Raw genomic sequence first — 19,585 nt, forward strand, 5'->3', positions numbered from 1 at the left:
TTTGTGGGGAGGTGGCGCGGCGGCGCAGCCGACGTGACGGAGGGGGCGACTCCCCTGCAGACGTCTGCGCCGCCCCCTCCACCACTTCGTGGTCCCCCTCCCCATTTCATGGGGAGGAAAGGCGCCTAGCGCCGCGCCGTCAGCAGCCCCTTCACCGCCTCCACATCCAACGCCTCGACCGTCACCGGCTTGCCGTCGATGACCGAGGTCGTGGTCTCGGCCTTGAGCAGGGAGTTGAGGATGGCCTCCTCGGTCGCCTCGGCGACGGCGACGAACAGGGGCGACATGCGGTCGTTGGGCCAGTCAGTCACCGTCGTCGCTCCGCCTCGCCGCTCCGGCGTCCGGCGCACGCCCTCGGCCGTCGAAAAGGCGATGGCGTAGTCGCCCGATCCGTTCGAAAACGCCGCCCCCGTCCGCGCCAGACCGGCGAAGGCGCGGTCGGCCAGCCGCTCCAGGTTGCGGTCCGACAGGGGCGCGTCCGTCGCCACCACGATCATGATGGAGCCGTCGGCCCGCTCGGCCTCGACCTCCTGGCGCAGATAATAGCGGCCCAGCGGCACGCCGACCGGCGTGCCGTCCATGCTCAACACCCCGCCGAAGTTCGACTGCACCAGCACGCCCACGGTAAAGCCGCCCAGGCTGGCGGGCAGCTGGCGCGAACTGGTGCCGATGCCGCCCTTGAACCCAAAGGCGATGGTGCCCGTCCCCGCCCCGACCGCCCCTTGGTCGACCGGCCCCGGCGTCGCCGTCTCGATGGCCCGCACCACGTCGGCGGCCGTGACGACGCGCGCCCGGATGTCGTTCAGCCCGCCGTCGTTGGTCTCGCCCACCACGGCGTTGACCGAGCGGATGTCTTCATGCCCCGGCTGCTTCAGCGTCCAGTCCAGCACGCCGTCGATGCCGCGCGCCACCGACAGGGTGTTGGTCAGGACGATAGGCGTCTCGATCTCGCCCAGCTCCCTGATCTGGGTCGCGCCGGCCAGCTTGCCGAAGCCGTTGGCGACCGACAGGCTCGCCGGAACCTTGTCGCGGAACAGGTCGCCGCCGTGGGGCAGGACCGCCGTCACCCCGGTGCGGATGCTGTCGCCTGACCGCAGCGTCACCTGCCCCACCCGCACGCCCGCCACGTCGGTGATGGCGTTCAGCGGCCCGGGCGACAGGACGCCGGGCGCCCGGCCCAGGTCGCGAATCGTCGGCCGCATCTCGGTCGGCTGCGCTGCAGTCGGTGCGGCGGCCAGCGTCGTCGCCATCACCACGGCGGACAGCATGGGGTTGCGGCGGATCATCGGCGGCTCCTGTCATCGACTTGTTTTCAGATGACAGCGATTCGCCTCTCGTCTCGCGTCGCAAGCCATGCCAATCATCGCCCCATGACGACGCCTTCTGCTCCGCCTGTTTCCGCCTCGCCCGCCACCCTGCACTACGGCGACGGCGAGTTCGCCGTGCTGCGCCCCGGCGCCTATGTGACCTGCGCCGTCAGCCATGTGCCGATCCCCTTGGCCGCCCTGCGCTACTGGTCGGTCGAGCGCCAGGAGGCCTACGCCAGCCCGCTGGAATTCATGGCGGCCGAGCGCGGCTGACACCCAATCCTTTCGCGCGTTTCCGCTTGGCGCCGTTGCGGCGCCGCAGTCTGTGTCGTGTTCTCATGTCTTCCCTGCATTCCCTCGACATCCTGCTGGCGGACGACAATCCGAACATGCGCGCCATTGTCGGCGCCATGCTGAAGTCGATCGGCGTCACCCGCGTGCGTGAAGTCGATGACGGATCGGCCGCAATGGCGGCGTTGAGGAACCGGCCCGCCGATCTGGCGATCGTCGACTTCAAGATGCTGCCGGTGGACGGGGTCGCCTTCACCCGCATGGTCCGCACCGCGTCCGACAGTCCCAACCCCTATCTGCCGATCATCATGATGACCGGACATTCGGAGAAGCGCCGCGTGACCGAAGCGCGCGACGCCGGCGTCACCGAGTTCGTGACCAAGCCCGTGACGCCCCAGGCCCTTCTGGCGCGCATCGAGGCCGTGATCATGCGGCCCCGCGCCTTCATCCGGGGCGGCGCCTATTTCGGCCCTGACCGTCGACGCACCCATGCGGATAACCACCTCGGGCCGTTCCGGCGCGCGAGCGATGCGGTGATCGACTAGGCCGCCAACTAAGCCTCGGCGGCCTTCAGCGCCTCATAGACCTCGGGCGGCCAGCGCTTGTGGACCCAGAACCAGTCCACCGGGTGTTCCTTCACGCGGTCCTCGACGAAGCGGTTGACCGCCTGGATGCCGGCCAGGACGTCGGCGGCCTTGTCGCCCGTATCGGGCACGGGGATCGGCTCGTGCGCCGTGACGCGGAAGCGGACGCCGGGCAGGCGCGTCACCGACAGCGGCTGCATCACCGTGCCGAACTTCAGCGCCATCCTTGCGGCGCCGGGCGAGGCGTTGACCGGCTGGCCGAAGAACTCGACCTCCGGCCCCTGGCTGTATTTCTGGTCGACCAGCAGGGCGATGGACTCGCCGCGCTTCATCCCCGCCATCAGTTCGCGCGTGCCGTCGCCCTTGGGCGCGAACAGCTTGATGCCGTAGCGTTCGCGGCTCTGGCGGATCAGGGCGTCGACATAGGGGTTGTTGGCCGCGCGATAGGTCACCTGGCACGGCACCCCCGCCGCCATGATGACCGCCGCCATGACCTCGAAATTGGCCAGATGGCCCGAGATCAGGACCACCGGCCGGCCAGAGTCGCGGATGGCGTGCAGCCGCTCCAGTCCAACCACGTCGATCCGCCCGCTTTCGGGCGTCAGGCGATCCATGACCGCCAGTTCGGCGAAGGTCCGCCCGGTCTGCTCCCACTGGTCCACGGCCAGACGCGCGCGCGCGCCCGCGTCCATGTCGGGGAAGGCGATGCGCAGGTTGCGCGTGACCGTCTTGTGCGTGCCCGTCAGCGGCCCCAGCCAGCGCAGCAGCTTTCCGCCGAAGCTGGACGCCCCCTCGACGCCCAGCGCCCGCAGGAAGGCGAACAGCCCGGAGAAGGCCAGCGCCTCCAGCCGCCAGTTCAGGTCCTGAAGAAACGAGACCTTCATGTGGGCGCTACCGCCCTTCGGGCTGTTTGAGCGCATTTCGCCTTCGCTAACGCCCTTCGGGCTGCTTGAGCGCGTTTCACTATCACCAGGCAATCGTCAGTCCGCCGTCCACTACCAGGGTCTGTCCGGTCACATAGGCCGACGCAGGGCTGCACAGATAGACCGCCGTGCCCGCAATTTCATCGGGCTGGCCGATCCTTTTCAACGGGGCGGGCTCGGTCACGGTCTTCAGCAGCTCCGGGTTCTCCCACAGGTATTTGGCGAAATCGGTCTGGACCAGGCCCGGCGCGATGCAGTTCACGCGCACGTTCGAGGGGCCGTATTCGACCGCCAGATTGCGCGCCAGCTGCATGTCGGCGGCCTTGGAGATGTTGTAGGCGCCGATCAGGGCGTTGCCGCGAAGCCCGCCGATCGACGAGATGATCAGGATCGCCCCGTCCTTGCGCGCCAGCATCTGCGGCGCGACCATCTGGATCAGCCAGTGGTTGGAGATGACGTTGTTCTGAAGGATCTTCTCGAACTGGTCGTCGGCGATGCCGGCCATCGGCCCGGCGTAGGGATTGGTCGCGGCGTTGCAGACCAGGATGTCGATCTGGCCGAACGTGCTGGTCGTCTCGTCCGCCAACCGCTGCAGGTCGTCCTTCGAGGCGATGTTGGCGGGGATGGCGATGGCGCGGCCCTCGCCGTGCTTTTCATTGATGGCGGCGGCGACCTCTTCGCACGGCCCGGCCTTGCGCGAGGAGATGACGACGCGGGCGCCGTGCTCGGCCAGACGCTCGGCGATGGCCTTGCCGATGCCCTTGGAGGAGCCGGTGATGACCGCGACCTTGCCGCTCAGATCGAACAATTCCATGCGTTAACCTCCCTTGGGATCGGATTTATGCGTCCCAACCCTAGCCGTTACCTCTAGTTAGACCGATACTCGGCCGATTCCATACGGGAAAGGCGGCTCAACACCGGCCCCATGCGCAAGATTACCGGCGGTTTTCTGTTCTTCGGCTACCTGTTCCTGTCCCTGACCATCGGGGCGGCGATCTGGCGCGCCGGTATGGGCGCGGGCGCGGGCGCCGCCGGGGTGCTGGGCGCGCTGGGCGTTCTGGTGGGGCTGCACGCCGTGATCGCCGGGGTTCTGGACCGCCGCGCCCTGCGCAAGGAGATCGCCAAGGTCCGCGAGGCGCACCGCCTGCTGGCCGATGCGATGGAGTCGACCCAAGGCGCCCTGACCGAACTGGCCCAGGCCATCGAGAGCGGCGCCCTGTCGCGCACCGAGGCCCTGACCGGCGAAGTCCGAATGCTGGAGGGCCTGATCCAGCAGATGAGCGATTCGATCGACGAGCGGCTGTCGTCCTCGCCGATCACCGCCGACACCTATGAGGGCCGCCGTCAGGTCCAGTCGAACACCCTGCTCAAGACCGTCCACGACGCCCTGACCGAGAACCGGATCGACCTCTATCTGCAGCCGGTCGTCACCCTGCCGCAGCGCCGGACCGTCTTCTACGAAAGCTTCACCCGCCTGCGCGATCCGTCCAACCGGATCATGATGCCCGCCGAATACCTGTCGGTGGCCGAGGGCGAGGGCCTGCTGCCCGCCATCGACAACCTGCTGCTGTTCCGCTGCGCCCAGATCGTGCGCCGTCTGGCGCGTCAGGACCGCAAGGTCGGCGTCTTCTGCAACGTGTCGCTGGCCTCGCTGGGCGACGAGACCTTCTTCCCGCAGTTCCTGGATTTCCTCAGCCAGAACCGCGACCTGAAGGAGGCCCTGATCTTCGAACTGGGTCAGGCCACCTTCGACGCGCGCGGCGCGGCCGAGGCCCGCAACATGGCCAAGCTGGCCGACCTGGGCTTCCGCTTCTCCATCGACAAGGTGCAGACGCTGGATCTGGACTTCGCCGACCTGCAGCGTTCGGACGTGCGCTTCATCAAGGTGGCGGCCGACCTGCTGATCGAACAGCTGCTGGATCTGGACGGCGCCGCGCCGCTCGCCACCCAGCCCGACATCCAGGCCGCCGACTTCGCGCCCCTGACCCGCCGCTATGGCCTCGAACTGATCGCCGAGAAGGTCGAGAGCGAGAAACAGGTCGTCGACATCCTCGAACTCGACATCGGCATGGGCCAGGGCCACCTGTTCGGCGAGCCCCGCGCCATCAAGGAAGCCGTCCTGGCCGAGACCGATCCCCCTGCCGAGTTCGTCCGCACCACGCTGAAGTCGGCCGAGCAGCGCCGCCGGTTCTGATCCCGCAGCCGAAAGCCGCCAGACAGCAGCGACGAAAGCCGCGTTCATGCGGCCATGACCGACGCCTCCTCCCCTGCCCTCGACTGGCCCCGCATCGCTGACGACCTGAACGCCCGGGGCTGGGCCGTCGTCGGGCCTCTGCTGACGCCCGCGACCTGCGCGGCCCTGCAAGCCCTCTACGACCAGCCCGAACGGTTCCGCAGCCGCATCGTCATGCAGCGCCACGGCTTTGGGCAGGGCGAGTATCAGTACTTCGACAATCCCCTGCCCGATCCCCTGCCCCGGCTGCGGGCGCGGCTCTATGCGGGACTGGCGCCCGTCGCCAACGGCTGGGCGGCGCGGCTGGAGCGGTCGGGCTTTCCCGACAGTCTCAATGCGCTGACCGCCCAGTGTCGGGCGGCGGGCCAGACGCGGCCGACCTCGCTGATGCTGCGCTACGGCCCCGGCGACTACAACCGGCTGCATCAGGACCTCTACGGCGATCTGGTCTTCCCGCTGCAGGCCGCGATCCTGCTCAGCGATCCGGCGGATTTCGAGGGCGGCGAGTTCGTTCTGGTCGAGCAGAAGCCCCGCTCGCAGTCACAGGCCCATGTCGTGCCGCTGAAACAGGGCGAGGCCGTCATCTTCGCCGTGCGCGAACGCCCCGTCGCCGGAACGCGCGGCGACTATCGCGTGCAGATGCGCCACGGGGTCAGCACGGTGCGCGCGGGCCAGCGGATGACGCTGGGGCTGATTTTTCATGATGCGAGCTAACAATTCCCGCTCATCCCCGCGGAGGCGGGGACCCAGTGAGAGCCACACGCGGTTCCGCTTGAAATCCTGCCCGAACTCAAGGCGCGACGTGTGCAGCCAAAGCACTGGGTCCCCGCCTCCGCGGGGATGAGCGGACAGTGGATGGGCCAAAGAAAAGGCCCCTCCGTCGAAACGAAGGGGCCTGATCCTTTAAGCCTTCTGCGCGTCCAACCACCGGACCGCGTCGGCGTCGCGGGCCGACAGGTCGGGGAAGTCGGCGTCGGAGCCGACGTCCGGCACCCGGCGCCACGAACGGGCGCATTTGGCATAGTCGGCCAGCTTCACCTCGACGGTGACGGCGTCGCCGCCGACCACCAGTTCAGCGCCCGAGGTGCGGAACACCTCGGCGGCGTCCAGGCCATCGAACGGAGCGAAGGCCTCGGCCGGGCCGGTGACGACCGGCCAGGCGTCCAGGGCGCCGCCGATCAGCTTGTCGCGACGCGCGGCTTCCAGCGCCTCGTTGACGATCTCCAGCACGGTGTTGACCCCGGCCCAACGCTCGGCCTCAGCCGGGTTGCGCCACTGGTCAGGCGTTTCCGGGATGACGCGAGCGCAGTTGGTGCCGGCGTCCGGGAAGCGCGTCGTCCAGGCTTCTTCCATGGTGAAGGGCGTCAGCGGGGCCAGCCAGGCGGTCAGGCGCATGAAGACCTCGTCCATCACCGTGCGGGCCGCGCGACGACGAACGCTGTCGGGACGGTCGCAATAGAGGCTGTCCTTGCGCACGTCGAAATACAGGGCCGACAGATCACCCGAGCAGAACTCCATCACCGGACGGACGACGTCCTGGAAGCGGTAGTCGCGGTAGGCCTCGCGCACCTGACCATCCAGTTCGTGCAGACGGTGCAGGATGAACTGCTCCAGCGGCGGCATCTGGTCGTAGGGCAGGCGTTCGGCCTCGTCGAAGCCGTTCAGCGCGCCCAGCAGATAGCGGACGGTGTTCCTCAACTTGCGATAGGCGTCGACCGTGGTCTGCAGGATCTGCTTCCCGATCCGCTGGTCCTCGGCATAGTCCACCAGGGCGACCCAGAGGCGCAGGATATCGGCGCCCGACTCCTTGATGATGACGGCCGGGTCCGTGGTGTTGCCCTTGGACTTAGACATCTTCTCGCCGTTCTCGTCCTGGGTGAACCCATGGGTCAGGACGGCGTCATAGGGGGCGCGGCCGCGCGTGCCGGAGCCTTCCAGCAGGTTGGACTGGAACCAGCCGCGATGCTGGTCCGAACCTTCCAGATAGAGATCGGCGGGCCAGTGCGACGGGCGGTCGCCCTTGTAGCCATGGGCCGGATCACGGGCTTCCAGCGTGAAGGCGTGAGTGCAGCCCGAGTCGAACCAGACGTCGAGGATGTCCTGGATCTTCTCGAAGCGGTCGGCGTCGTGCGCGCCCAGGAAGTCGGCGTCGGGCCGGTCGAACCAGGCGTCGGCGCCGCCCTCGGACACAGCCTTCAGGATGCGGGCGTCGACCTCGGGATCATGCAGGGGCTGGCCGGTCTGCTTGTCCACGAACATGGCCAGGGGCGTGCCCCAGGCGCGCTGACGGCTGATCAGCCAGTCGGGGCGGCCCTCGACCATCGACCGGATGCGGTTCTTGCCCGCCGCCGGGTGGAAGGCGGTGGCGTCGATGGCCGTCAGGGCGCGGTCGCGCAGGGTGCCGTCATTGTCGAGCGGCTCATCCATGCGGATGAACCACTGCGGCGTGTTGCGGAAGATGATCGGGGCCTTGGAGCGCCACGAGTGCGGATAAGAGTGCTCCATCCGGCCGCGCGCCAGCAGGTTGCCGGCCTCGATCAGCTTGTCCATCACCGCGCCGTTGGCGGGGCCGAACTTGCCGGTCTTCTTGCCCTCGGTCTCCAGCACCTTGAGGCCGGCGAACAGGGGGACGTGATCATAATAGGCGCCGTCGGCGTCGACCGTGTCCGGCACCTCGCGGTGGCCGTGGGCCTGCCAGACAGCATAGTCGTCCGCGCCGTGGCCCGGCGCGGTGTGGACAAAGCCGGTGCCGGCGTCGTCGGTCACATGGTCGCCGGCCAGCAGCGGCACGGAGAAGCCGTAACCCGAATCCAGCGCCGCCAGCGGGTGGGCGCATTCCAGACCCGACGGGTTGATGCCGTCGACGCGGGTGAAGCCGCTGATCTTGGCCGCCTTGAACACGTCCTCGGCCAGCTTGTCGGCGATGATGAAGCGGTCGCCCGGCTTGGCCCAGGGCTCATAGTCCAGGCCTTCCTCCAGCGCCGTGACCTCATACAGGCCATAAGCGATGTCGGGGCCGTAGCTGATGGCCCGGTTGGCCGGGATGGTCCAGGGCGTGGTCGTCCAGATCACCACCGAGGGCGTGGCCGCGCGGAAGGACAGCAGGTCGTCGGGGTGGCTGTCGGTCGCGCCGACCACCGGGAACTTGACCCAGATCGTGGGCGAGACGTGGTCGTGATACTCGACCTCCGCGTCAGCCAGAGCCGTGCGCTCGACCGGCGACCACATGACGGGCTTGGAGCCGCGATACAGCTGGCCCGAGTTCTTGAACTTGTGGAACTCGGCGACGATGGCCGCCTCGGTCGTGAAGTCCATGGTGGCGTAGCGGTTGTCAAAGTCGCCGGTGATGCCCAGGCGCTTGAACTGGTCGCGCTGCACGTCGATCCAGCCGGCGGCGTATTCACGGCAGGCCTTGCGGAATTCCGACTTGGACACCTCGTCCTTGCGGCGGCCCTTGGCGCGGAACTGCTCCTCGATCTTCCACTCGATCGGCAGGCCGTGGCAGTCCCAGCCGGGGACGTAGTCGACGTCATAGCCCAGCAGGAAGCGCGAGCGGACGACGAAGTCCTTCAGCGTCTTGTTCAGGGCGTGGCCGATGTGGATGTCGCCATTGGCGTAGGGCGGGCCGTCGTGCAGCACGTAGAGCGGCGCCTTCTGGGCCTGACGGGTGGCGCGCAGGTGGCCGTACAGGTCGCCCCAGGCGGCGATGATCTCCGGTTCCTTCTTCGGCAGCCCGCCCCGCATGGGGAAGGGCGTCTCGGGCAGGAAGACGGTGTCGCGATAGTCGCGGCCCGAAGCGTCGGAAGCGGTGTCGTTGGTGGCGTCGGCCATGGGGTAATCTTTGTCTTTGTGCGCGGGCGCCGAGAGGGCGGCGCGAGCGCAGTCTAGCGTGAAGGCCGTTGAACGGCATCGGCGATATTCGATCCCGACGTGCGCGGGGCTGACCAGCCCTGGCGCTACGCCGGGCGGCTAATCGAAATCGGACGGATCACGCGAACGGTCATGGTTGAAACGGTCTAGCAGACCGGGCGGCGCCTGCGCCATAGTCGAAGCGAACACAGGAACGGGAGGCGAGCGGATGCGCGTTCAGGCGATCATGACAGCGACGGTGCTGGCTTTGACGGCGGCGGCCTGTTCCCCGGCCGAGGAGGCCCCGCCCGCCCCTGCCGAGGCGGCGCTGACCGGACGCGCGGCCATCTATGCCGCCGGAGAACAGGACGCCGAGGCCTTCGTCCGCGCCCTCTACGCCAACGCCGCAGCCCCTTCCGCGACGCCGGACCCGGCGGCGGCCGCGATCACCCCCGGTCGCGACCCGCTCTATTCGCGCACCCTGAACGCTCTCGTCGGCGCCGACTTCCGCGCCGCCAAGGGCGAGGTTCCCTATCTGAACTACGACCCGATCTGCGCCTGTCAGGACGCCGACGGCTTCGCCCTGACCGCGCTGAAGATGACGCCGGACGGCGACAAGGCGGCGTCCGCGGATGTGAGCTTCACCAACCACGGCGAGACGCACCGACAGACCCTGAAGCTGGTCAAGGAAGGCCCCATGTGGCGCATCGCCGACGTCGTCGACGACAAGGGCAAGTCGCTGCACGACGAACTGATGGTCATCGCCGAACGCGCCGAGGGCTAGTCGCAAAGGTCTGCGACAGCGGGATCGCTGCTCGCTCAGACAAGCGTCAGGCGCACGAGTATGACCAAGCTTGTCACGAAAGCCGACACGGCCACGCTGCCGACGACGGCGGTGAAAATCTGATGCGGGTTCAGCTTGTTCATTCCTGGCTTTCTGAAAGCAGATCGTTCGCAGCAAACGGCCAGTGCTGCGGCGACGGACCGCCGCCGCCGCTTCGCCAACCGCTCGAGCTCTGCCGTCGCCTGGGCGACGAAGGCGTTCCGTTCTGACGTCGGACGCCCCGCGCTCGCCTGAAATCCCCGGCTTCAGGCCTGCCCCATGCGCTTCAGAGAGCCGCTAAGGACCGCAGAATCCCGTAAGGATTCCATGCGGTTTCCTCCATCGCGCATCAGCGGCGCATAAGCAGCTGGCATGAAATCGAGGCGCGTTCGACCAACCGGTGCCGCGGGACGGCGAGGTCGCCGTCGTCTTCACCGTCGATGGTCAGGAAAGACGCCAGACCCTGAAACTGTCCCGCGAAGCCACCCAATGGCGCGTGGCGGACATTCTGGTGGCGGGGCATCCGGCCCTGTCGGAGTGCCTGCTGAAGGCGATCGGGTAGCGGCGGCTAAGGGTGGCTGGCGGACATGGCGTTACCCGTCAGGCTGATGCCTACGTTCGGCCCGGTCCAACGGGATTATCGTTTCGGCCCCTTCGAAGAGCCTCCGGTAGATCGGTGAGAACCGCGATCTGGCTTCGTCGGCGTTGCCGTTAGCACACGACAGCAATAGGGCTTCCACCGCGTCGCCTTCGTCGCTGCAAAGGCTCAGCAAGGCCGAAGCCGCCATCGGGACTGTGTATCGATCGAGCGACCGGGCGTAGGGCCGGGCGATGTGCATCGAAGGACAACGGCGATAGGTGATGATCGCCTCACGTAGTTCGTAGGATTGTCCCGACCGACAAAAATCCGCTTCATCCGCCGTGGCCGGCGTTGCCACGAACATAATGGTGGCTAGGGCAATCAGCGATCTCATACTGCGAGGTTATGTGAAGAACCGCACTGCGTCACCAACTGACAAATCCAGCGTCCGCAACGAGTCGAAAGCCGCCCCTCAGCCCAGCGCAGCCTTCGCCGCCGCCGCATCGGCCTCGATCTGGACCTTGAGCGCATCCAGGCCGTCGAACTTCATCTCGCCGCGCAGGAAGGCGACCAGTTCGGTCTCGACGGTCTGGCCGTAGAGGCTCTCGTCGAAGTCGAACAGCCAGACTTCCAGCAGGGGTTGTTCGATCTCGAACATGGGACGGACGCCCAGGTTGGCGACGCCGTCGATGACCCGTCCGTCCGGCAGGCGGCTGCGAACGGCGTAAACCCCATAGGCGGGGCGCATATAGTCGCCCATGGCGATGTTGGCGGTGGGCACGCCGATGGTGCGGCCGCGCTTGTCGCCGTGGATCACCTCGCCCTGGATGGCGAAGGGGCGGCCTAGGATGGCGGCGGCGCGGTCCATGTCGCCGGCCTTCAGCGCCTCGCGCACGGCCGAGGACGACAGCTTCAGCCCCGAGGCGTCGTCGATCCGGTCGGTGACGGAGACGGAGAAGCCCAGACCCTCGCCATAGGTCCGCAGCGCTTCGGGCGAGCCGGAGCGGCCCTTGCCAAAGGTGAAGTCAAAGCCGACGGCGGCGTGGACGATGCCGAGGCCCTCACCCAGCACGCGCCCGGCGAAATCCTCGTCGCTCATCGCCGCCATCTCGGCGTCGAAGGGGATCAAATACAGGCGGTCGACGCCCAGCGGCGCCAGGGCGCGGGCCATCTGGTCCGCCGTCATCAGGCGAAAGGGCGCGGCCTCGGGCTGGAACAGGCGGCGCGGATGCGGATCGAAGCTGACCACGCCCAGCGGGACGCCGAGACGCTGGGCCGCCTCGCGGGCCGAGGCGATCACCGCCTGATGGCCCCGGTGCACCCCGTCGAAAGCGCCGACGGCCACGGCCGCGCCGCGCTGCGAGGCCGGCAGGTCGCGCCAGCCGCGAATGACCTCGACCACCTCTGGCCTCAGCGCGCCGAGGGCTTGCGCCGACGCGGCACGCGCACGACGGCCACGCCGTCCATGATCAGCTTGTCGCCGACGAAGCCTTCGCACTTCAGCTCGACGCGGGCGCTGTCGGTCTCCATCTCGATCACCGTGATGACGATGCGGACCATGTCGTCGATGCGGACCGGGAAGTGGAAGGCCAGGGTCTGCGAAATATAGATGGAGCCGGCGCCCGGCAGGATGGTGCCGACCACCGCCGAACCAAAGGCGGCGCTGAGCAGGCCGTGGGCGATGCGGCCGCGATAGGCGGTCTTGGACGCGAAGGCCTCGTCCAGATGCACCGGATTGAAGTCGTCCGACGCCTCGGCGAACAGGCGAATCCGGTCCTCGGTGACGTGGACGGTCTTCTCTGCGGCCATGCCGACGTGGAGTTCGTCGAGGATGTAACCGCCCGACGGGTGCTGTGTGACGTATTCGACCATGTGCGGGCTTTACGGCAGGTGCGACGAAATGGCGAGCCTCACCACGCCAGTTCCAGCGCGGCGTAGCGGGCGAAGGTCGTCTCGGCCCGGAGCAATTCGCCCGCAAGGGCCGGATCCAGCGTTCCGTCCGGCCCCTTGGCGGCGTCGCCGTGGATGCCCTGGGCGATGAACAGGCAGTCCAGCGCCTGTTCCGCAGCGCCCAGGACGTCGGTGATGACGCCGTCGCCGATGCACAGGACGCGCGAGCGATCGACGGGACGCCCCATCAGCGTCTGAGCCTCGCGCAGGGCCAGTTCGTAGATGGGACCGAACGGCTTGCCGGCCATGACCACGCGCCCGCCCATGGATTCGTAGAGGTCGGCGATGGCGCCGCCGCAATAGATGATCTGGTCGCCCTTCTGGACGATGCGGTCGGGGTTGGCGCAGATCAGCTCCAGATCGCGTTCGACGGCGGGAATCAGGCGCTCGCGATAGTCCTCGGGCGTCTCGATCGCGTCGTTGTAGGGGCCTGTGACCGAGATGAAGGCGGCGTCCTCGGCGTCGTGGGCGCTGGTCAGGTTCAGGCCTTCATACAGGACGAAATCGCGGTCGGGGCCGATGATCCAGGCCGGGCCGGGCGCGCGGCGGGCCAGTTCGGCGCGGGTGGCGTCGCCCGAGGTGACAAAGGCCTTCCAGGCGGAGCGCGGCACGCCCAGGAAGTCCAGTTGCGCCACCACGTCCGACGACGGGCGCGGCGAGTTGGAGATCAGGACGACATGCCCGCCCTTTTCGTTGAACCGGGTCAGGGCCTCGCAGGCCGTGGCCCAGCTCTCACGGCCGTTGTGGATCACCCCCCAGACGTCGCACAGCAGGATGTCGTAGTCGTCGGCGACGGCGGACAGGCGGGGCAAGGCGTGAGGCAAGGTCATGCCAGCGTTATAGTCGTCAGGGCGCGAGGTGGAAGGCTGCAACCGCCGCGCCGCGTCGTCGCTTTCCCTCTTCGCCCTCGCCCTGCTTCCTGCTAACCGGCTTGGGACATGAAAATTTCTCGCCTCGCCTACGCCGCCTACGGCATCGCCCTCGTCATCATCGTCCTGGACCAACTGACCAAGGCCTGGGTTCTGGGCGCCATCGACGCGGCCCACATCTCGCAGATTCCCGACGGCTATCGCATCGCCGAGGTCATGCCGCCGGTCTTCAACCTGACCTATGTGCTGAACACGGGCGTCAGCTTCGGCCTGTTCGGCGGCGGCGCGGGGCGCTGGATCCTGAGCGCCTTCTCGATTCTGGTGGCGGCCGCTCTTGCCTGGTGGGCGACCCGCTCGGACCGCAAGCTGATGATCGCGGCCATCGGCCTGGTCATGGGCGGCGCCCTGGGCAACGTCTTCGACCGCATCCGTTTCGGCGGGGTCGTGGACTTCCTCGACTTCTCGGGAACCGGCCTGTTTCCGTGGATCTTCAACATCGCCGACGCGGGCATCACGGTCGGCGTCGTCCTGCTGATCCTCGACAGCTTCCTGTCGGAACGCAGCTCCACGGTTGGCGCGGCCAACGAAAAGTCGTAATCACCCCCTCTTCACTATCGTCCCGAGCCAGCGCCACAGGGCGCGCCTCCCGGAGCCGAGCTGACCTTATGCGTATCCGTAGCGCCCTCACTGTGGCCCTTCTCGCCACCACCGCCCTCAGCCTGACCGCCTGCGCGAGCATGAAGCAGAGCATCGGCCTGACCAAGGTCGTGCCGGACGAGTTCGTCACCGTCGCCAGCGCCCCGCTGGCCGTGCCGCCGGAATACGGCCTGACCCCGCCGTCGCCGGGCCAGCCGCGTCCGCAGGAACTGGCCCCTGAAAGCGCCGCCCGTCAGATCCTGCTGGGTCAGCGCCAGGCCGTGACCCGCACCGGCGGCGAGCAGGCCCTGGTCGCCCAGGCCGGCGCCGACCGCGCCGATCCCCTGGCCCGCTATGTCGTCGATGACGAGTTCGGCGACCTGGCCCACAAGGAAGAAAGCTGGGCCAACCGCGTCATGTTCTGGCGCAAGAACGATCCGGCCACCCAGACCGCAACCGTCAGCCAGACCGCCGAGGGTTCGCGCACCATCGACGCCAACTCCGAACACGCCCGTCTGCAAGCCCTGACCGGCGGCCGCGAAGGCATCGCCATCACCCCGCGCCGCGACAGCCGCTTCAAGCTGCCAGGCCTGTAAGACAGGGCTGAAAGGCCAGGAAATCAGGGGCGCGTTCGTTTCGACGGACGCGCCCTTTTCTTTATTCCGTCGCTCAGGCCGTCAGGGCGCGCGGCAGCTTGAACGAAACGGTCTCGCGCGCGCCGTCGTCTTCGGTCACGACGGCGTCGAATCGGTCGCGGATCGCGTCGATCAGGGCCTCGATCAGCGGCTCGGGCGCCGAGGCCCCTGCGGTGACGCCGACCGTGGTCACGCCGTCGAACCACGACCAGTCCACGTCCCCCGCATCGTCGACCAGACGGGCGTCGCCGGCCCCGGCCTTCAGCGCCACATCGACCAGACGGGCCGAGTTGGACGAGTTCTTGGAGCCGACCACCAGCACCAGCTGGCACCCCTCGCCCAGACGCTTGACCGCCTCCTGCCGGTTGGTGGTGGCGTAGCAGATGTCTTCCTTGTGCGGGTCGGGCAGTTCCGGGAAGCGCCGCTTCAGCGCCGCCAGGATGTCGGCGGTGTCGTCCACCGACAGCGTGGTCTGGGTGGCGTAGGCCAGGGGCTGATCGCCGGGCCGCTGGAAGCTTTCCGCGTCGGCGACCGTCTCGACCAGGCTGATCGCCCCGGGCGGCAGCTGGCCCATGGTGCCGACGACCTCAGGGTGGCCGGCGTGGCCGATCAGGATGATGTGCCGCCCCGCCGCATGGTGGCGCTCGGCCTCGACGTGGACCTTGGACACCAAGGGGCAGGTGGCGTCGAGGAACAGCAGTTCGCGCGACTGCGCCGTGGCCGGCACCGACTTTGGCACGCCGTGGGCCGAAAAGACCACGGGCCGGTCGTCGGGGCATTCGTCCAGCTCCTTGACGAAGACCGCGCCCATGCCCTTCAGCCGCTCGACGACGTGGCGGTTGTGAACGATCTCGTGGCGCACATAGACGGGAGCGCCGAATTTCTCGATGGCGCGCTCGACGATCTGGATGGCGCGGTCCACCCCGGCGCAGAAGCCGCGCGGCGTGGCGAGCCGCACGTTCAGGGGACGACGTTCAAAGGCGGAGGACGATACAGGCGCGTTCATGGCCCGGAACCTAGTCGCTCGCGCCCCTTGCCGCCACTGCCTGCATGGTCGCGTTTGCCGCGCCTCGCTTTAGCCGCTATCACCACCGAGCGTGGCTAGGTCGGACGTCCGATCGTCCCGCGCCCCCTTCGACTGCCGGAAAGCTCCTGATGCGTCGCGTCCTGACCGCCCTCGCCGCCCTCTCCCTCGCGGCCGTGCTGATTCCCCAATCCGCCGAGGCCCAGTCCAGCGGTCGCCAGGGCCGCCCGGGCGGCCAGCAGAGCCGCGACCAGGCGCCGGACCAGGGCACGTCGCAAAACGCGCGTCAGGTGCGGATCGCCCCGCTGTCGCGCCGCGCCAACGCCGGCCCCTGCCCCTATGTGAAGGTGCTGTACGACGCCGCCCGCTACGTCGAGATGACGGATTTCAACCGTCCCTCCACGGCGACCATCGGCTTCACCGGCGAGATCGAAGGCGTGACCGCCGACTGCGTTTATCGCGACGCCGACCCGATCCGCCTGGACTTCAACATCCTGTTCAACCTCGGCAAGGGTCCGCAAGCCAGCGGCGATGCCCGCACCTATCGCTACTGGGTGGCGGTGACCGAGCGGAACTCGGCCGTCCTGGCCAAGGAATATTTCGACCTGCCGGTCAATTTCGAAGGCCAGACGACCGCCACGGTCCAGCAGGCCCAGTCCATCGTCATCCCGCGCGCCGACGCCACCACCAGCGGCAACAACTTCGAAGTCCTGGTCGGCTTCGACGTCACGCCGGACATGGCCGAGTTCAACCGCTCGGGCAGCCGCTTCCGCGTCACCGCCGGCCAGCCCCAACCGAACCCCTAAGAACATGACTGATCTCAAGACCTCTCTCAGCGAAGCGGTCGGAGCCGCCTTCGCCGCCGAAGGCGTGGACAAGGCCCTGGCCCGCGTCGTCGCCTCCGACCGTCCCGACCTGGCCGACTTCCAGTCCAACGGCGCGCTGGCCGCCGCCAAGGCGCTGAAGGCCAATCCGCGTGAACTGGCCGCCAAGGTGGCCGAACGCCTGACCGCTGATCCGCGCCTGTCGTCGGTCGAGGTGGCCGGTCCCGGCTTCATCAACCTGAAGCTCTCCGACGCCGCCCTGTCGCAGCGCGCCGCAGAGGTCGCCGCCGACGAAGTCCTGGCCGGCGCCTCGCTGAATACGCCGTCGCGCAAGGTCGTCATCGACTACGCCGGCCCCAACGTGGCCAAGCCGATGCACGTCGGCCACCTGCGCTCCTCCATCATCGGCGAGAGCCTGAAGCGGCTGTTCCGCTTCCGCGGCGACACGGTCTGGGGCGACGCCCACTTCGGCGACTGGGGCTTCCAGATGGGCCTGCTGATCACCGCCTGCGGCGACGAGGGCTTGGGCCTGGCCTTCATGGCCGACGGCGACGGCCCCTTCCCCGCCGACAGCCCGGTGACGCTGGAAGACCTCGAACGCCTCTATCCGCAGGCCGCCGCCAAGGCCAAGGAAGACCCCGCCTTCCGCGACCGCGCCCGCAAGGCGACCGCTGAACTGCAGGGCGGCCGTCCCGGCTACCGCGCCCTGTGGGCGCATTTCGTCGCCGTCAGCCGCACCGCACTGGAGCGTGAGTTCGGCGCCCTGGACGTCACCTTCGACCTGTGGAACGGCGAGAGCGACGCCGATCCCCTGATGCCCGAGATGCTGGCCCACCTGAAGGAGACCGGCCTGCTGGTCCCCGACGACGGCGCCCAGGTGGTCCACGTCGCCAAGCCCGGCGAGACCCGCAAGAAGAAGCTGGCCGACGGCTCGGTCATCGAGGCCCCCAGCCCGCCGCCCCTGCTGGTGGTGTCGTCGGAAGGCTCGGCCATGTACGGCACGACCGATCTGGCCACGATCCTGGACCGCCGCAAATCCATCGATCCCGACCTGATCCTCTACGTCGTCGACGAACGTCAGGCCGAGCATTTCGAACAGGTCTTCCGCGCCGCCTATCTGGCCGGCTACGCGCCTGAAAAGTCGCTGGAACACCTCGGCTTCGGCACCATGAACGGCGCCGACGGCAAGCCGTTCAAGACCCGCGCGGGCGGCGTGCTGAAACTGCACGACCTGATCACCATGGCCACCGACAAGGCGCGCGAGCGCCTGCACGAGGCCAAGCTGGGCGATGACCTGCCGGAAGCCGAGTTCGAGGACATCGCCCGCAAGGTGGCGGTCGCGGCGCTGAAATTCGCCGACCTGTCGAACAACCGCACGACCAGCTACGTGTTCGACCTCGACCGCTTCATGAGCTTCGAGGGCAAGACCGGCCCCTATCTGCTGTATCAGGCCGTGCGGGTGAAATCCCTGCTGCGCAAGGCCGCCGATCAGGGCGTGGCCTTCGCCCCCATCGTCGTCGCCGAACCGGCCGAGCGTGATCTGGCCCTGACGCTGGACGCCTTCGACGCGGCCACGGCGGACGCCTATGACAAGCGTTCGCCCAACCTGATCGCCGAACACGCCTATCGGCTGGCGCAGAGCTTCTCGAAATTCTACGCCGCCTGCCCGATCCTGGTCGCGCCCGACGCCGCCACCAAGGGCTCGCGCCTGGCCCTCGCCGCCGCCAGCCTGCACCAGTTGGAACAGGCGCTGGAACTGCTGGGCATTGAGACGCCCGAGCGGATGTAATCTCCCTTCCGACGTCATCCCGGACGGCCCGCAGGGCCGATCCGGGACCGCCGGAAGCGCGACCGTCTGAATGTCGAGTCCAATGCCGCGTCTTGGGCGGTCCCGGCTCTCCGCTACGCTGCGGCCGGGATGACGGGATGGGGCGCGTTCGCTATGGTTCCGTCTTGCTACGGAGCCTCCCCCCCAATGCCCCTCGCCCTCGACGCCTTCATCGCCGGTCTGCCCAAGGCCGAACTGCACCTGCACATCGAGGGCTCGCTCGAGCCCGAACTGATGTTCGAGCTGGCGCAGCGCAACGGCGTCGCCATCCCCTACGACAGCGTCGAGGCCGTGCGCGCGGCCTATGACTTCTCGAACCTTCAGGACTTCCTCGACATCTATTACGCGGGCGCCGCCGTGCTGCTGACGCGACAGGACTTCGAGGACCTGGCCTTCGCCTATTTCCAGCGCGCCGCCGCCGACAACGTGCGCCACGCCGAAATCTTCTTCGACCCCCAGACCCACACCGACCGGGGCGTCCCCTTCGGCGTGGTGGTCGAGGGCCTGATCGCGGGCATGGACCGGGCCAAGGCCGAACTGGGCGTCACCAGCGGCCTGATCCTCAGCTTCCTGCGTCACCTCAGCGAGGACGAAGCCTTCGCCACGCTGGAAATGGCCAAGCCGTATCTGCACCACTTCATCGGCGTCGGGCTGGATTCGTCCGAGGTCGGCCATCCGCCGTCCAAGTTCCAGCGCGTCTTCGCCGCCGCCCGCGACCTAGGCCTGAAACTGTGCGCCCACGCCGGCGAGGAAGGCCCGCCCGCCTATGTGCATGAGGCCCTGGACCTGCTGCACATCGACCGCATGGACCACGGCAACCGCTCGATGGAGGACGAGGCCCTGATCGCGCGTCTGGCCGCCGAGCAGATGACCCTGACCGTCTGCCCGCTGTCGAACCTGAAGCTGTGCGTGGTCAAGGACCTGAAGGACCACCCGGTCCCCGAGATGCTGCGCCGCGGCCTGCACGTCACTCTGAACTCGGACGACCCGTCCTATTTCGGCGGCTATGTGAACGCCAACTACATCCAGCTGGCCAACGCCGTGGGTTTGACGCGGGAGCAGGTGACGCAACTGGCGAAGAACAGCTTCGAAGGCAGCTTCCTGAGCGACGCCGACAAGACGGCGCGGCTCGCCGAGGTCGAGGCCTACGCAAAAGCCGCCTGACCCTCTCTTGCGTCATCCCGGACGAGCCGCAGGCTCGATCCGGGACCGCCGGAAGCGCTGCCGTT

General features: G+C 68.1%; 20 protein-coding genes. 11 read left to right on the forward strand and 9 right to left on the reverse strand.

Going from position 1 to position 19,585, the window contains the following annotated elements; genetic code table 11:
- Window positions 1-125 precede the first annotated feature (125 nt).
- Complete coding sequence (locus tag AC3IS2_RS10780) at window positions 126-1,286, reverse strand: DmpA family aminopeptidase (RefSeq protein ID WP_489197754.1); 1,161 nt, start codon at window positions 1,284-1,286, stop codon at window positions 126-128.
- Window positions 1,287-1,370: 84 nt separating this feature from the next.
- Between AC3IS2_RS10780 and AC3IS2_RS10785 the strand changes: the two genes are divergently transcribed.
- Window positions 1,371-1,580, forward strand: coding sequence for a DUF2093 domain-containing protein (locus AC3IS2_RS10785; RefSeq protein ID WP_489197755.1), 210 nt, complete (start codon window positions 1,371-1,373; stop codon window positions 1,578-1,580).
- Window positions 1,581-1,645: 65 nt separating this feature from the next.
- Window positions 1,646-2,143: a response regulator gene (locus AC3IS2_RS10790; protein WP_489197757.1), complete on the forward strand. Its 498-nt coding sequence runs from the start codon at window positions 1,646-1,648 to the stop codon at window positions 2,141-2,143.
- Between the two features lie 8 nt (window positions 2,144-2,151).
- Here the strand turns inward: AC3IS2_RS10790 and AC3IS2_RS10795 are convergent, their stop codons facing one another.
- Window positions 2,152-3,066, reverse strand: a complete 915-nt coding sequence (locus AC3IS2_RS10795) for a lysophospholipid acyltransferase family protein (protein WP_489197758.1) — start codon at window positions 3,064-3,066, stop codon at window positions 2,152-2,154.
- 82 nt (window positions 3,067-3,148) lie between these two features.
- On the reverse strand, window positions 3,149-3,919 hold the full coding sequence (locus AC3IS2_RS10800) for an SDR family NAD(P)-dependent oxidoreductase (RefSeq protein WP_489197760.1): 771 nt from the start codon (window positions 3,917-3,919) through the stop codon (window positions 3,149-3,151).
- A 111-nt stretch (window positions 3,920-4,030) separates the two neighbouring features.
- Here AC3IS2_RS10800 and tipF point away from each other — a divergent pair, with 111 nt between their 5' ends.
- Window positions 4,031-5,299 (forward strand): flagella assembly cyclic-di-GMP phosphodiesterase TipF, encoded by a 1,269-nt coding sequence (gene tipF / locus AC3IS2_RS10805; protein ID WP_489197761.1) that lies wholly within the window; start codon window positions 4,031-4,033, stop codon window positions 5,297-5,299.
- Window positions 5,300-5,353: 54 nt separating this feature from the next.
- On the forward strand, window positions 5,354-6,052 hold the full coding sequence (locus AC3IS2_RS10810; protein ID WP_489197763.1) for a 2OG-Fe(II) oxygenase: 699 nt from the start codon (window positions 5,354-5,356) through the stop codon (window positions 6,050-6,052).
- Window positions 6,053-6,241: 189 nt separating this feature from the next.
- On the opposite strand, the gene ileS is transcribed toward AC3IS2_RS10810, so the two are convergent.
- Entirely contained in the window at window positions 6,242-9,169 is a 2,928-nt protein-coding gene (ileS, locus tag AC3IS2_RS10815) for an isoleucine--tRNA ligase (protein ID WP_489197765.1), read from the reverse strand.
- A 247-nt stretch (window positions 9,170-9,416) separates the two neighbouring features.
- Here ileS and AC3IS2_RS10820 point away from each other — a divergent pair, with 247 nt between their 5' ends.
- Both AC3IS2_RS10820 and AC3IS2_RS10825 read left to right on the forward strand, forming a co-directional pair.
- Window positions 9,417-9,971 carry a DUF3828 domain-containing protein gene (locus tag AC3IS2_RS10820; protein WP_489197766.1) on the forward strand — a complete coding sequence of 185 codons (555 nt, stop codon included), beginning with the start codon at window positions 9,417-9,419 and terminating at the stop codon, window positions 9,969-9,971.
- Between the two features lie 439 nt (window positions 9,972-10,410).
- Entirely contained in the window at window positions 10,411-10,572 is a 162-nt protein-coding gene (locus AC3IS2_RS10825) for a hypothetical protein (RefSeq protein WP_489197768.1), read from the forward strand.
- Between the two features lie 31 nt (window positions 10,573-10,603).
- Here AC3IS2_RS10825 and AC3IS2_RS10830 read toward each other — a convergent pair whose 3' ends face one another.
- From AC3IS2_RS10830 to AC3IS2_RS10845, 4 genes are all read right to left on the reverse strand, one after another.
- Window positions 10,604-10,984, reverse strand: a complete 381-nt coding sequence (locus AC3IS2_RS10830; RefSeq protein ID WP_489197769.1) for a hypothetical protein — start codon at window positions 10,982-10,984, stop codon at window positions 10,604-10,606.
- Window positions 10,985-11,062: 78 nt separating this feature from the next.
- A complete protein-coding gene (locus tag AC3IS2_RS10835) occupies window positions 11,063-11,992 on the reverse strand; it encodes a bifunctional riboflavin kinase/FAD synthetase (protein ID WP_489197770.1) in 930 nt (309 codons plus the stop codon).
- 8 nt (window positions 11,993-12,000) lie between these two features.
- On the reverse strand, window positions 12,001-12,462 hold the full coding sequence (locus AC3IS2_RS10840) for a MaoC family dehydratase (RefSeq protein ID WP_489197771.1): 462 nt from the start codon (window positions 12,460-12,462) through the stop codon (window positions 12,001-12,003).
- A 38-nt stretch (window positions 12,463-12,500) separates the two neighbouring features.
- Entirely contained in the window at window positions 12,501-13,370 is an 870-nt protein-coding gene (locus AC3IS2_RS10845) for a TIGR01459 family HAD-type hydrolase (RefSeq protein ID WP_489197772.1), read from the reverse strand.
- Between the two features lie 108 nt (window positions 13,371-13,478).
- On the opposite strand from AC3IS2_RS10845, the gene lspA reads away from it, so the two are divergent.
- Both lspA and AC3IS2_RS10855 read left to right on the forward strand, forming a co-directional pair.
- A complete protein-coding gene (gene lspA, locus AC3IS2_RS10850; protein ID WP_489197774.1) occupies window positions 13,479-14,006 on the forward strand; it encodes a signal peptidase II in 528 nt (175 codons plus the stop codon).
- 68 nt (window positions 14,007-14,074) lie between these two features.
- Window positions 14,075-14,641, forward strand: coding sequence for a DUF3035 domain-containing protein (locus tag AC3IS2_RS10855; protein ID WP_489197775.1), 567 nt, complete (start codon window positions 14,075-14,077; stop codon window positions 14,639-14,641).
- A 73-nt stretch (window positions 14,642-14,714) separates the two neighbouring features.
- Here AC3IS2_RS10855 and ispH read toward each other — a convergent pair whose 3' ends face one another.
- Window positions 14,715-15,686, reverse strand: a complete 972-nt coding sequence (gene ispH / locus AC3IS2_RS10860; RefSeq protein WP_489197776.1) for a 4-hydroxy-3-methylbut-2-enyl diphosphate reductase — start codon at window positions 15,684-15,686, stop codon at window positions 14,715-14,717.
- A 149-nt stretch (window positions 15,687-15,835) separates the two neighbouring features.
- Between ispH and AC3IS2_RS10865 the strand changes: the two genes are divergently transcribed.
- The 3 genes from AC3IS2_RS10865 to AC3IS2_RS10875 all read left to right on the forward strand — a co-directional run bounded on the left by AC3IS2_RS10865 (window position 15,836) and on the right by AC3IS2_RS10875 (window position 19,520).
- On the forward strand, window positions 15,836-16,510 hold the full coding sequence (locus tag AC3IS2_RS10865) for a Tat pathway signal sequence domain protein (RefSeq protein ID WP_489197777.1): 675 nt from the start codon (window positions 15,836-15,838) through the stop codon (window positions 16,508-16,510).
- A 4-nt stretch (window positions 16,511-16,514) separates the two neighbouring features.
- The gene (argS, locus tag AC3IS2_RS10870) at window positions 16,515-18,317 is read left to right on the forward strand and encodes an arginine--tRNA ligase (RefSeq protein ID WP_489197778.1); all 1,803 of its coding nucleotides are present in this window, start codon (window positions 16,515-16,517) and stop codon (window positions 18,315-18,317) included.
- Window positions 18,318-18,503: 186 nt separating this feature from the next.
- Entirely contained in the window at window positions 18,504-19,520 is a 1,017-nt protein-coding gene (locus AC3IS2_RS10875; protein ID WP_489197780.1) for an adenosine deaminase, read from the forward strand.
- Window positions 19,521-19,585 lie beyond the last annotated feature (65 nt).

This window comes from Brevundimonas sp. KH_025 (genome assembly GCF_057839885.1).